At 62.1% G+C, this 12,928-nt stretch carries 11 protein-coding genes; 4 read left to right on the plus strand and 7 right to left on the minus strand.

Features of this window, described 5'->3' with window-relative positions; translation table 11 throughout:
• Positions 1 to 60: 60 nt before the first annotated feature.
• Both ROS217_RS02170 and ROS217_RS02175 read right to left on the minus strand, forming a co-directional pair.
• The gene (locus ROS217_RS02170) at positions 61 to 546 is read right to left on the minus strand and encodes a hypothetical protein (RefSeq protein WP_009816010.1); all 486 of its coding nucleotides are present in this window, start codon (positions 544 to 546) and stop codon (positions 61 to 63) included.
• Complete coding sequence (locus tag ROS217_RS02175) at positions 543 to 1,025, minus strand: RNA pyrophosphohydrolase (protein WP_009816011.1); 483 nt, start codon at positions 1,023 to 1,025, stop codon at positions 543 to 545. Before ROS217_RS02175 ends, ROS217_RS02170 begins: the two co-directional genes overlap by 4 nt.
• A 136-nt stretch (positions 1,026 to 1,161) precedes the next feature.
• Here ROS217_RS02175 and ROS217_RS02180 point away from each other — a divergent pair, with 136 nt between their 5' ends.
• Positions 1,162 to 1,797 carry a glutathione S-transferase family protein gene (locus ROS217_RS02180; protein WP_009816012.1) on the plus strand — a complete coding sequence of 212 codons (636 nt, stop codon included), beginning with the start codon at positions 1,162 to 1,164 and terminating at the stop codon, positions 1,795 to 1,797.
• 52 nt (positions 1,798 to 1,849) lie between these two features.
• On the opposite strand, the gene trpS is transcribed toward ROS217_RS02180, so the two are convergent.
• Positions 1,850 to 2,878, minus strand: a complete 1,029-nt coding sequence (gene trpS, locus ROS217_RS02185; RefSeq protein WP_009816013.1) for a tryptophan--tRNA ligase — start codon at positions 2,876 to 2,878, stop codon at positions 1,850 to 1,852.
• Positions 2,879 to 2,952: 74 nt separating this feature from the next.
• On the opposite strand from trpS, the gene ROS217_RS02190 reads away from it, so the two are divergent.
• On the plus strand, positions 2,953 to 3,639 hold the full coding sequence (locus ROS217_RS02190) for a rhomboid family intramembrane serine protease (protein ID WP_040650296.1): 687 nt from the start codon (positions 2,953 to 2,955) through the stop codon (positions 3,637 to 3,639).
• 190 nt (positions 3,640 to 3,829) lie between these two features.
• Here the strand turns inward: ROS217_RS02190 and murJ are convergent, their stop codons facing one another.
• Entirely contained in the window at positions 3,830 to 5,368 is a 1,539-nt protein-coding gene (gene murJ / locus ROS217_RS02195; protein ID WP_009816015.1) for a murein biosynthesis integral membrane protein MurJ, read from the minus strand.
• 172 nt (positions 5,369 to 5,540) lie between these two features.
• On the opposite strand from murJ, the gene ROS217_RS02200 reads away from it, so the two are divergent.
• On the plus strand, positions 5,541 to 5,858 hold the full coding sequence (locus ROS217_RS02200) for a type II toxin-antitoxin system Phd/YefM family antitoxin (protein WP_009816016.1): 318 nt from the start codon (positions 5,541 to 5,543) through the stop codon (positions 5,856 to 5,858).
• 149 nt (positions 5,859 to 6,007) lie between these two features.
• Positions 6,008 to 7,357, plus strand: coding sequence for a glutamine synthetase family protein (locus ROS217_RS02205; RefSeq protein WP_040650928.1), 1,350 nt, complete (start codon positions 6,008 to 6,010; stop codon positions 7,355 to 7,357).
• A gap of 48 nt (positions 7,358 to 7,405) precedes the next feature.
• Here ROS217_RS02205 and ROS217_RS02210 read toward each other — a convergent pair whose 3' ends face one another.
• From ROS217_RS02210 to ROS217_RS02220, 3 genes are all read right to left on the minus strand, one after another.
• Positions 7,406 to 9,697 (minus strand): arginine/lysine/ornithine decarboxylase, encoded by a 2,292-nt coding sequence (locus ROS217_RS02210; protein WP_009816018.1) that lies wholly within the window; start codon positions 9,695 to 9,697, stop codon positions 7,406 to 7,408.
• 187 nt (positions 9,698 to 9,884) lie between these two features.
• Entirely contained in the window at positions 9,885 to 11,840 is a 1,956-nt protein-coding gene (locus ROS217_RS02215; RefSeq protein WP_009816019.1) for an ABC transporter permease, read from the minus strand.
• Entirely contained in the window at positions 11,837 to 12,868 is a 1,032-nt protein-coding gene (locus ROS217_RS02220; protein ID WP_009816020.1) for a quaternary amine ABC transporter ATP-binding protein, read from the minus strand. The genes ROS217_RS02215 and ROS217_RS02220 overlap by 4 nt, the downstream gene beginning before the upstream one ends.
• Positions 12,869 to 12,928: the final 60 nt, after the last annotated feature.

Genomic DNA, 12,928 nt, shown 5'->3' on the forward strand with positions numbered 1-12,928 from the left:
CCCAGGTCCGGCCAGTATGTTCCAGTTTTGTTCCTTTTTCCACCCCTCCTGAGACAGTGCTCAGGGGCGTTTGGGCGCGCAGGGGCCGCCTTGCAGGCAGGTCAGCACCTGGTCCAGCATCGCGGGTGTCGGCTCTGGATGGGCCATGCCGCCGCAGGGATCAACCGCCAGCACATAGCCCCCATCGCGCCGCTCAAGAAAACCAAGATACTCGATGCCCGGCACCGCCGAGGCGCACCACGGCCCAAAGCATTGCACATCCAGCGTGATAGCGCGGTCAAACGCCTGATCGAACCCGCTGCGGGTCAGCGCCTGCCCGGTCAGGCGTGCGGGGATCAGGGTGTGCGCCGGCTTTCTCTGCGGCAGCATGTCGGTGCTGGGCAGGCGCGCCGGATCAAAGCTGAGCTGACCGCGCACTACGATATAGGGTTCAGTCGCCTCAGCCGCGCGGATGTAACTCTGAGCCACATCCGGCGGCAGGCAACTCAACGCGAATGCGGGCGCACAGATGGTCACGCCAAGGACAAAAAGCAGCGCCCGGATCATAGCAAGGCTCCGAATTCGTCCAGCACGCGGGAATAGACCGCCCGCTTGAAGGGCACGATATTGGCCTCAAGATCGCTGGGCGGCAACCAGCGCCATTCCGAAAACTCCGGGTGATCAGTGGCGATGTTCACATCCGCGTCGTGGCCCAGAAACCGCATCAAGACCCATTTCTGCTCTTGCCCCCGGTAACGCCCCTTCCAGATGCGCGGCACGATGTCATGCGGCAAATCATAGGTCAGCCATCCCGGCGTTTCCGCCTCGATCCGCACCTTGTCAGAGGTTACGCCGGTTTCCTCCCACAGCTCGCGCAAGGCTGCGTCTTGCGGGGTTTCGCCCGGATCAATGCCGCCCTGCGGCATCTGCCAGGCGGGCGTCTCATTGTCGATCCGTTGGCCGACAAAAACATGGCCCGCTGGATCGACCAGCATCACGCCGACGCAGCGACGATAGGGGAGCTTGGCAATGTCCTCGGGTGTCATGGTCGGATCTCTTTCAATAGGTCGCGGACACAGTGGGGTGCTGTGGCGAGGGCGTCAAGACGTCAACGCGCCGTTTGACTTTTCCAGCAATCGTTACAGAGTGAGCCTACGGATTCGACAGGATGAAGGACAGAAAATGACTCAGAAGCCCATTTTATATGGCTTTGACGGCTCGACCTATGTGCGCACCGTGCGCATGGTGCTGGCTGACAAGGGCATCGCCTATGACCAAGTGCCGGTCAATGTGCTGGCAGGCGAGCCACGCCAGCCCGAGCATCTGGCGCGCCACCCCTTCGGCAAGGTGCCGGTGCTGGATATCGACGGGCTGCGCATCCGCGAGACCGATGCCATCTGCCGCTATCTCGAAGACATCGCGCCGGAGCCCGCCTTGACGCCCGCCGACCCCAAGGACCGCGCCCGGATGAACGAGGCGATTGGCCTGATCGACAGCTATGGCTATGGCGCGCTTGTCGGGGTTGCGGGCTATCACCTCTTCCCCGACTTCATCGGCGGGCAGAATGAAGACGCGCGCAAGGCCGCACTTGAGGCGTCGGACAAGCTGCTGACGCTGTTGATGGAGAACCGCAGCGGCCCCACATGGCTGGCAGGGGACAGCCCCACGCTGGCGGATTACTTCCTTGGGCCGATCCTGTTCTACGTCTCGCTCACCCCAGATGCCGATACGGTGCTGTCAGTGCCCGGCGTAGCCGACTGGTGGGCGGCGATGAAGGCGCATGACACCTTTGCCAAGACCGAGCCGGATCTGGGGTAGGAGGCACGAGTAGGGCGCGCGGGGGTGTGGTGATTGCGGGCACCTAGCCCCCTCACACCTCGCGCGCGCCGACCATGCCCATGATCTCATAGGTCTGGCGAAGGATCGGCGCGGCCATGGCGCGGGCGCGGGCCGCACCATCCGCCAGAATCCGGTCAATCTCGGAGAGATCCTGCATCAGCCGCGCCATTTCCGTCGAAATCGGCGCGATCCTGTCAACGGCCAGATCGGCCAGCATCGGCTTGAACTCGGAAAACGGCTTGCCTCCGGCTTCTGCCATCACCTGATCGACCGTCATATCGGCCAGCGCCGCATAGATATTCACCAGATTGCGCGCCTCTGGCCGCCCCTCCAACCCCGCCGCCTCTGAGGGCAGCGGCTCGGGGTCGGTCTTGGCCTTGCGGATCTTTTTGGCGATGGCGTCGGCATCGTCGGTCAGGTTGATGCGGGACATGTCCGAGGGATCGGATTTCGACATCTTGTTCGACCCGTCGCGCAGGGACATCACCCGCGTCCCGCTTCCTTCGATCACCGGCTCGGGGATCGGAAAAAAATCCACGCCGTAATCATGGTTGAATTTCATCGCGATGTCGCGCGTCAACTCCAGATGTTGCTTTTGATCCTCGCCCACGGGCACATGGGTGGCGTGATAGGTCAGGATATCGGCCGCCATCAGCGCCGGATAGGCGAAGAGGCCCAACGAGGCATTCTGGGCATTCTTGCCCGCCTTATCCTTGAACTGCGTCATCCGCTGCATCCAGCCCATGCGCGCCACGCAGTTGAACACCCATGCCATTTGGCTGTGTTCCGCCACCTGAGATTGGTTGAAGAGAATGGACTTGGCCGGATCGAGGCCAGAGGCGATGAATCCCGCCGCCAGTTCGCGCGTTGCACGGGCGAGATCGGCAGGCTCTTGCCAGACCGTGACGGCATGTAGGTCGACCATGCAATAGAGCGTCTGGATGCCCTTGTTCTGCGCCTCGGCAAAGCGTTTCAGTGCACCTAGGTAATTGCCCAGATGCAGGTTGCCCGAGGGCTGAATTCCCGAAAACACGCGGGGGGTAAAGGCCGCCTCGGTCATGGCGCAACTCCGTGGTGGATTTCTCTGCCCGCCTCGCTTACCCATGCGCCGTAGCCCCGTCAAGGAGAGGTGCCATGTCTGACCAGAGACCCCCTGCCCCCGTGAACCCCCTGCCCCCGTTTGTGATCGCCCTTTTTCTGGTGATTGTCGGCGTCGAAGCGGCATTCACGCTAGGGGCGCGCGGGCTGATCGGTGGTCCGGATGCCGTCGGATGGCGCTCTGCCGCCATTCAGGATTACGGCTTTAACGGTGAAATCATGGCCTGGATGCTGGAAAACCGGACATGGCCGATGGAGCATCTGCGCCGGTTCGTGACCTATGCCTTTGTGCATGGCAGTTTCACCCATGCGCTGTTTGCCGGGGTGCTGCTCTTGGCTATGGGCAAATTCGTCTCGGACGTGTTCCGCCATTGGGCCGTTCTGGTGCTGTTTTTGGTCAGCACGGTCGCGGGTGCGCTCGTTTACGGACTGGTCGTGCGGGACTCGCCTTGGCTCATCGGGGCCTTTCCGGGGGTCTACGGCCTCATTGGCGGATTCACCTATATCATGTGGCTGCGCCTCGGGCAGATGGGCACCAATCAGGCACGGGCCTTTACACTGATTGGCGTGCTCATGGGCCTGCAACTGGTATTCGGCCTGCTGTTTGGCGGCAGCGCCACATGGGTCGCGGATGTGAGTGGCTTTGCCACCGGGTTTCTGGCGTCATTTGTGCTCAGTCCCGGCGGGTGGTCACGTGTGCGCGCCAAGCTGAGGCACGACTGAGGGGACGGGCCCGCGCGCGGTGCCCGACCGCGGGAGGGCGCTCCAACAGAAATGATGGGCAGTTTATGCCAGCCAAGTCTTCCGCGTTTTCAATGAGATGAGCCGTTGCAAAGGCGCCCGCCCGGGGGGCGGTCGGGCGCCGCGCGGCGGTGCCTGCGGCACCTTGATCCCGCGCAGAAAAGACTATCCCCTAGCGGCGCAGGCGGCTGCGGATTTCCTGCATGCGGAATGCGCCCAGCATCTGACCAAAGAGACCGTAGGCCACGGTGCCGATGGCGATCAAACCAAGAAGTGCCAGCCACCGCCATCCCCCGATTGCAAAGAGCGGCCCCATCAGCGCCCCTGCCCCCCAGAGGACAGCGCCCATCAGGGCAGAGGCCAGACAAATCCGCCAGAAGCGGCGGTGAAACTGTGCGTCAAACCGCGCCACGTCACCAAATTTTCTTGCGCCGCCAGAGAGTTGCGCAACCATGACCCAAGCGGCAACAGAGGTGGCGATGGCGGCAGCGATCCAGCCAATGAGATAGGCCAAGCCGATTGCCAGCACCGCATTCACCAGCATCGCCATCAGAGCGTAGCGAAATGGGCTGCGGGTGTCTTCGCGGGCAAAGAAAATCGGTTGCAGGATCTTTTGCAGAACAAAGGCTGGGAGGCCGAGGCCATAGATGGCCACGGCAAGGGCGGTGGCGGCGCTGTCGTCGGCCCCGAATGCACCGCGTTCAAAGAGCACGGAGACCAGTTGAATCGGGATGACTGTGAGGGCAACGGCGCAGGGGATGGTGAGGGCCAAAGCGATTTCGCCAGCCCGCGACAGGGCGATGCGTGCGCCGGTGTCATCCTGTGCCTTGAGCCGGCGGGAGAGGTCCGGGAGCAGCACAATGCCCACGGCAATGCCCACGACCCCGAGCGGCAATTGGTAGAGACGATCCGCGGAATAGAGCCAGCTTACGGCCTTTTCTGTATTAGAAGCAACGAGTTGTCCGACCACAAGGTTGATCTGCACCACCCCGCCCGCCAGTGCCGCGGGCACAGCAATGCGCACCAGTTGTGCCATTTCGGGTGTCCAGCGGGGGCGCACCAGCGGCAGGTGCATTCCGGCCCGGCGGGAGGCGTGCCAGACGAGAGCGAGTTGCGCGAGGCCGGCGATGGGGATGGTCCAGACCAGAGCCTGAGCGACTGGGCCGCCGGTCATCGCGGCAAATGTCATGGCAGACACCAAAAATACGTTCAAAATCAATGGCGCCGCAGCGGCGGCCGCAAAGTGACCGGCTGCATTGAGCATGCCGGAAAACAGCGCCGCGAGCGAGATAAAGAAGATGTAGGGAAAGACGATGCGGCCAAATTCCACTGTGATGTCAAAGCGTTCATCACCAACAAAACCCTCGGCCGTGGCATAGACCAGAGCGGGCATGAAGATCATGCAAAGGCCGGTCAGGGCCAATAGGATAAGGCTGAGACCGGAACAGGCAAGCGCCGCGAATCCCAAGGGGTTGTCATTTGCTTCCAAACGCTTGGCGAACATCGGGACGAAGGCGGCATTGAACGCGCCCTCGGCAAAGAAGCGGCGAAACATATTGGGCAGGCGGAAGGCCGCGACAAAGGCATCCATGACCACGCCGGGGCCGATGTAGCTGGCGATCAGCACGTCACGCACAAAGCCGAGGAGGCGACTGAGCAAGGTCCAGCCACCGACGGTGAGGATTCCGGAGAGGAGGCGGATCGGTTTCATGTGGGGCCTTTTGCCTGTGCTTGACGCCGAGAGTTAGACCATCGGCGGGCCGGGGGGAAGGGTCTGCGCCCGAGGGGCGTGCGGTCTGAGCCTAGAGGCGCGCCGGGCATTAATAGGTTGGCAAGACCTGCCTGTCAGGGTCGGTCCAGTGAGCCAAGGATGCGAGAGACGCATGTCAAAGACCGACCTCAGCCTGATACCGATGCTTCCCGTGACGGCGCTGCGCGATCATCTTGCAGAGTATCTGCAGGAGGTGGGGCGCAGGGGCAAGCCGGTTCTGATCACCCGCATGGGATATCCGGTGGCCGGGCTGGTCGGGGTCACGGAGGCGCGGGCGATCTGGGCGGTGGCGCAGCAGGGCGAAGCCTATGTTGAATGGCAGGCGATGCGGCGGATGGACAAGGACCGGGATTTGCGGATGGCGCTGCGACGAGAGCGAGAGGCAGAAGACAGGCGCGCCTATGAGCAAAGCCTGCGGCAGCGGCGGTAGCGCGGCATTCCCCAAGGGCGGCGAGCGGTGAAATCGGTATCATTTCCGAACGCCTGCGGATATTTCTCTACCAAGGTCGGCCAGTTGCGACCAAGGTAGAGCGTGTGGACAGCGGCCAATGCCGGTCCATGCAAGAGGATAAAGCCGAAATGACGACGAACAACATCCGAGAGTGGCTTCAGGAGCGGCCGGAAATCGAATCTGTGTTTGCCTGTGTCTGTGACCTCAATGGCGCGATGCGGGGCAAGCGCCTGCCCATCGAGAAGGCCAAGGCGATCATGGATGACGGGCTGCGCCTGCCGCTGTCGGTGCTGAGTGTGGATATCTGGGGCGAGGATATCGAGAATAACGAACTGGTGTTCGAGACCGGCGATTCCGATGGCATTTGCGATTACACCGGGCGCCCCATTGTCATGGTGAACTGGACCAGCCGCCCCTCGGCGCTGGTGATGTTCTGGATGAGCACCGAGGATGGCGGGCCGTTTCCGGGCGATCCGCGCCATGCCCTGTCCAATATCGTGCAACGCTACAAGGCACTGGGGCTGACGCCGGTGGTGGCAACCGAGTTGGAATTCTACCTCTGTGACCCGCGCGAGGCGCAGCCGCGTCCGCCCTGTTCGCCGGTGACGGGCAAGCGGCTTGATTCCGACGGGGCGCTGTCACTGGACGAATTGCAGCATTTCGATGAATTTCTGAATGATGTCTACGATGCCTGCCACGAGCAGGGCATTCCCGCCGACGCCGCGATTTCCGAGAACGGCGCGGGGCAGTTTGAAATCAACATGGTGCATGTCGCGGACCCGTTGCAGGCCGCCGATGATGCGGTGCTGTTCAAGCGGCTGGTGCGTGGCATCGCGCGCAAGCATGGCATGGCGGCCACCTTCATGGCCAAGCCCTATGGCGACAGATCAGGCAGCGGATTTCATGTGCATTTCAGTCTGGTGGATGAGAACGGGGTCAACCTGTTTGACAATGGCGGCGAAGAGGGCACGCCCTTGATGCTGAATGCCGTGGCGGGCCTGCTGGAGACGATGCAGGAGAATACGCTGACCTTTGCGCCGCATCAGAACTCTTACCGGCGGCTCTTGCCGGGGGCGCATGCGCCGACGGGCGTGGCCTGGGGCTATGAGAACCGCACGGCGGCCATTCGTATTCCGGGCGGCAGCCCCAAGGCGCGGCGGATCGAGCATCGCGTCGCAGGCGCCGACGCCAACCCCTATCTGGTGCTGAGCAGTATTCTGGGCGGTGCGCTGATCGGGATCGAACAGAAGATGGAACCCTGTGCGCCGATCGAGGGCGATGCCTATAGCCAAAAGCTCGATCACCTGCCGCTGGATTGGGCGACCGCGATTCAGGCGTTTCGCCGGGGCAAACATGTGCAGGATGTGTTTTCCAGACGGCTTCAGACCATGCTGGTCGAGTGCAAGATGCAGGAACTCAAGCGGTTCACGCGCTATGTGACCGATTTCGAGTATGATTCCTATCTCGAGAGCGTGTAGCGCAGCGGGCGTTTGCCGGTCACGGCGACCGGCAAACGCAATGTGCCCTCAGAGCGCGACGCAATCGGCGAAATAGCACATCACGCCGTCCTCATCGACCTCATGCACCAGCCCATGAATATCGGTTTCAAAGCCCGGACATTCCTTGGCAAAGGCGCGGTTGAACCTGAGGTATTGCACGATGGTCTTGTTGAAGACCTCGCCGGGGATCAGCAGGGGGATGCCCGGCGGATATGGCGTGACGAGGCTGGTGGTGATGCGCCCCTCAAGATCGTCTATGGCGACACGTTCGGTGGTGCGGCGCGCGATATGGGCGAAGGCATCGCTGGGCGTCATGGCGGGGGTGAGGTCGCTCAGATACATGTCGGTCGAGAGGATCGCCACATCGTATTTGGCGTAGAGCGCATGCACATGCTGGCAGAGATCCTGCAACCCCATGCTCTCATAGCGGGGCTGTTTGGTGCAAAACTCGGGCATGGCGCGCCACATCGGCTGGTTCTTGGCGTAGTCATCCTTGAACTGTTGCAGTGCGGTCAACAGGGTATTCCAGCGCCCCTTGGTGATGCCGATGGTGAACATGATGAAGAAACTGTAGAGGCCGGTTTTTTCGACCACGACGCCATGCTCTGCCAGATATTTGGTGACGATGGATGCGGGAATCCCGGTCGTTTCGAAGCGACCGTCGAGGTTGAGGCCCGGCGTGATGATCGTGGCCTTGATCGGATCGAGCATGTTGAAGCCGGGGGCCATTTCGCCGAAATCATGCCATGAATCCTCGCCATCGGAGGGTTGCACGCCATCGGCGTCGGTCCGTTCCAGCACCCAATCGTCAGCGTCGCCGATGCCCTCGTCCCCGAGCACATCCGGCCCCCAGACCTGAAACCACCAATCGTCCTCGCCAAATTCGGCATCGACCTTTTGCATAGCGCGGCGGAAATCGAGCGCCTCGGCGATGCTCTCCTCGACCAGCGCGGTGCCGGCGGGCGGCTCCATCATCGCGGCGGCAACATCGCAGCTTGCGATGATGCTGTATTGCGGGCTGGTGCTGATGTGCATGAGATAGGCCTCGTTGAAGAGGTGGCGATCCAGTTTGGTTTTCTGGCTGTCCTGTACGAGAATATGGCTGGCCTGACTGATCCCGGCCAAGAGTTTGTGGATGGATTGGGTGACATAGGTCACGGAATGTTCGGGGCGGGCGCGGTTGCGGCCCATGGCGTGGAAATTGCTGTAGAACGGATGAAAGCTGGCGTGGGGCAGCCATGCCTCGTCAAAGTGGAAGTTCTCCACATAGCCGTCGAGCAGATCCTTGATGGTTTCGGTGTTGTAGAGAACGCCGTCATAGGTGGATTGCGTGAGGGTGAGGATACGCGGCTGCACGGTGTCGGGATCAACCCCGGCCAAAAGCGGGTTGGCGCGGATCTTGGCCTTGATCGAGTCGATCTCGAATTCGCCGCGCGGGATCGGGCCGATGATGCCGAAATGGTTGCGGGTGGGGCGCAAAAAGACCGGGATTGCGCCGGTCATGATGATACTGTGCAGGATCGACTTGTGGCAGTTGCGGTCAACCACGACTACATCGCCGGGGGCGACGGTGTGATGCCAGACCATCTTGTTGGAGGTGCTGGTGCCGTTGGTCACGAAAAAGCAGTGATCGGCGTTGAATATGCGGGCGGCGTTGCGCTCGGATGCGCCGATGGCGCCGTCATGGTCGAGCAGTTGACCCAACTCTTCGACCGAATTGCAGACATCGGCGCGCAGCATGTTTTCGCCGTAGAACTGGTGATACATCTGGCCGATCGGGCTTTTGAGAAAGGCGACGCCGCCGGAATGGCCGGGGCAGTGCCACGAGTAAGAGCCGTCTTCGGCATAGTCGAGCAGCGCCTTGAAGAACGGCGGCTGGATGCCTTCGAGATAGATCTTGGCCTCTCGGATGATGTGGCGGGCGACGAATTCCGGCGTGTCTTCGAACATGTGGATAAAGCCGTGCAACTCGCGCAGGACATCGTTGGGCAGGTGGCGGCTGGTCTTGGTCTCGCCATAGACATAGATCGGCACGTCGGAATTCTTGCGCCGGACTTCTTGAACGAAATTGCGCAGATTGGTGACAACCGGGTCGATGTCGGGGCCGGGGCTGAATTCCTCATCGTCGATCGACAGGACAAAGGCGCTGGCGCGCGATTGTTGCTGGGCGAATTGCGAGAGATCCCCATAGCTTGTGACACCCAAAACCTCGAATCCCTCGTCTTCTATGGCCTTGGCCATGGCGCGGATACCAAGACCCGATGAGTTCTCGGACCTGAAATCCTCGTCGATGATCACGATGGGAAAGTGGAATTTCATAGACTTCTCCTTTCGGGAGACAGCGGGTGGACAGGCGCGCCAAGCAGAGCGGGAAACCCCCCGGGTGCCCGGAGGTTTCCGACTCTTGCGTGTTTCTTTCTGTTGCGTGGGGTGAGGTCAAGCCCTGTGACCAAGCGGCGCGGCCGCTTTGCGCCGATGTGGCACCGTTGGGCGGCGGGCCTTGGGGTCAGAGCCCCAAGGCGCGGCGGCGGCTGTCGGCCATGCGATTGAGCAGGTGATCGGCCATCAGCCCGATGAAGGCCACGGCAAAGCCCAGAACAAGCCCCTTGCCCACATCGGTGGAACTGAGGGCGCGTTGCATTTCCTGCCCGAGATCCTGCGTGCCGATAAAGGCCGCGATGATCACCATGAAGAGCGAGAACATCAGCGATTGATTGACCCCGACCATGATGGTGGGAAAGGCCAGCGGCAGGCGGACGTGGCGCAGGCATTGGGCGCGGGTGGCCCCCGACATATCCGCCGCCTCGATCATCGCCTCGGGCACGCCGCGCAACCCCTCGATGGTGTAGCGGATCAGCGGCACGGCAGCAAAGAGCACCACCGCCCCCACCACCGCCACGTCATTGACGCCAAAGAGCATGATCACCGGAATGAGGTAGATAAAGCTGGGAAAGGTCTGAAGACTGTCGCAGAGAAGAAGCACGCGTTTGGCCCGCGTCTCATAGCGTGCGGCCCAGATACCAAGCGGAAAGCCAAAGCTGGTCGCGACCGCAACGGCCACAAGCACGGTGTAGACCGTGATCATGGCACGATCCCACCAGCCGGTGAGGGCGATATAGCCGAAGAACCCGAGACAGATCAGCGCCGAGCGCCAGCCGCCCACGGCAAAGCCGGCCGCGGCGAGCAGCGCCAGAACCGCCGTGTAGGGCAACCACAAGAGCGCGTCGCGCACCGGGATGAGAACCCAGGTGATCAGGAACCAGCGCAGCCATTGGGTGACGGGATCAACCGTCACGATCACCCAAGTCATCATTGCATCGAGCGGGTCCGCCACCGAGAGCGATTGCCCGCGCCCGACCTCTGCAAAGAAGGGCACCAGTGCGGAGAGGGCAAAGCCCGCGACCATCAGCCCGGCCCAGGTTGTCAGCACGCGGTGTCGCGTCCCCCAGCCGATCCCCGGTTCGTGGTGGGTGGGCTGACGTTCGGCCCAAGCCTTGGAACAGCGGTCGAGGGTCACCGCGAGCAAGACGATGGTGATGCCGATTTCGATGGAGCGCCCAATCTTGAGCGCCTGCAACAGTTGCAGGAGTTTCTGACCCAGCCCCGGCATGCCGATAAAGCTGGCCAGAACGACCATCGCCAGACATTGCATGATGACCTGATTGACGCCCACCAGAATTTCGGTGCGGGCGGTCGGGATGCGCACGCGCGTCATCAATTGCCAGCCGGTGCTGCCGCACATCTTGCCGCTCTCGATCACCTCGGGCGGCACCTTGCGCAGACCCAACAGGGTCATGCGGATCATCGGAGGCACTGAAAAGATGATGGTGACGATTGCCCCCGCCTTGGGTCCGACGCCGATGAACACCACCACGGGAATCATATAGGCGAAATGCGGCAATGATTGCGCGATGTTGAGGATCGGGTTCATCACCGCCTCGACCCTGTGCCACCGCCATGCGGCGATCCCCATCAAGAGGCCCATCAGCACCGAAAACGGGGCGGCCACGACGATGACCGACAGGGTTTCCATGGCCCAGGTCCATTGCCCCATGAGGGCGATCCAGACGAAGGTGCCCCCCGCCAGCAGCGCCAGACGCCGGCCGCCCAGCCAATAGCCAAGACAGGCGGCGGTGAGGGCCACGACCGACCACGGCAGCGGGCCAAGGCGCGGCCAGCGGTTCTTGCCGTAGAGGATATTGGCGGTGACATCGAGCAGCCATTCAATGCCATCGGCAAAGGCGCGGGTGACATGGATCAGCCCCAGATCATCGCGCAGCCATGTGAAAAACGCATTGATCCAATCCGCCAGCGGCAGGATCAGGATTTCGGCGGGACGCATGAGCGCGTCGGGGAGGATCGGACGGGCAAGGACAAGACAGACCGCGACGGCCAGAATTGCCCAAGCGGGGTTGAGCCGCGGTTTGGCGGGCGACGGAAGGGGAAGCGCGCTCTCGCTCATGTGTGGCCCCCGAGCAGGATGTCGAGCGCCTCTTGTCGGTTGAGGGTGCCGGTAATGCGGCCTGTGTCATCGGCGACGGGCAGGATTTCACGCGGATCGTTGATCAGGAGGCGCGCAAGGGCACGGATCGTGGATTTTCCGGCGACGGGCAGCCCCTCGGGCCGGGTGCCATTGATCGGGCGGGCAAGGCCAGAGGCATGCACGACGCGCGCCTTTTCGATCTCTTCGGTGAATTTGCGGACATAATCGGTCGCCGGGTTCAGGACGATCTGATCCGGGGTGTCGCATTGCTCGACCGCGCCGTCCTTCATGATGGCGATGCGGTCGGCCAAGCGGAGCGCCTCGTCGAAATCATGGGTGATAAAGACGATGGTCTTGCCCAGCAACTCTTGCAGGCGCAGGAATTCGTCCTGCATCTCGCGGCGAATGAGCGGATCGAGCGCCGAAAACGGCTCGTCCAGAAACCAGATATCCGGCTCGATGGCGAGAGAGCGGGCGATGCCGACGCGCTGTTGCTGGCCACCGGACAATTCGCGCGGAAAGTAATCCTCGCGCCCGCCGAGCCCCACCAATTCGATCACCTCCAGCGCGCGTTTGCGGCGGGTGGCGCGGTCCTGCCCGCGCATTTCCAGCGGAAAGGCCACATTTTCCAACACGGTGCGATGCGGCAAAAGGCCGAAGCTCTGGAACACCATGCCCATCTTGTTGCGCCGCAGGTCGATCAGCTGTTTCTCAGAGAGCGCGCCGATGTCCTGCCCCTCGACCGACACAGTACCGCCGGTGATCTCGATCAGGCGCGAGAGGCAGCGCACAAGGGTGGATTTGCCGGAGCCGGACAGGCCCATGATCACCAGCATCTCGCCGCGCGCGATATCGAGCGAGACATCACGCACCGCCGAGATATAGCCCGCCTGACGAATGGCATCAAAGCCGGGATCGGTCCTGAGGCCCTTGAGATAGGACTCGGGCGACGGGCCGAACAATTTCCAGACATTGCGGCATGAGATCACGGGTTCAGACACCGGCACGCGACACCCCCTTGTTATAAATGGCAAAACCTCACCCGTGGCAGATCACGGGTGAGGTGG

Source organism: Roseovarius sp. 217 (assembly GCF_000152845.1).
Taxonomy (GTDB): domain Bacteria; phylum Pseudomonadota; class Alphaproteobacteria; order Rhodobacterales; family Rhodobacteraceae; genus Roseovarius.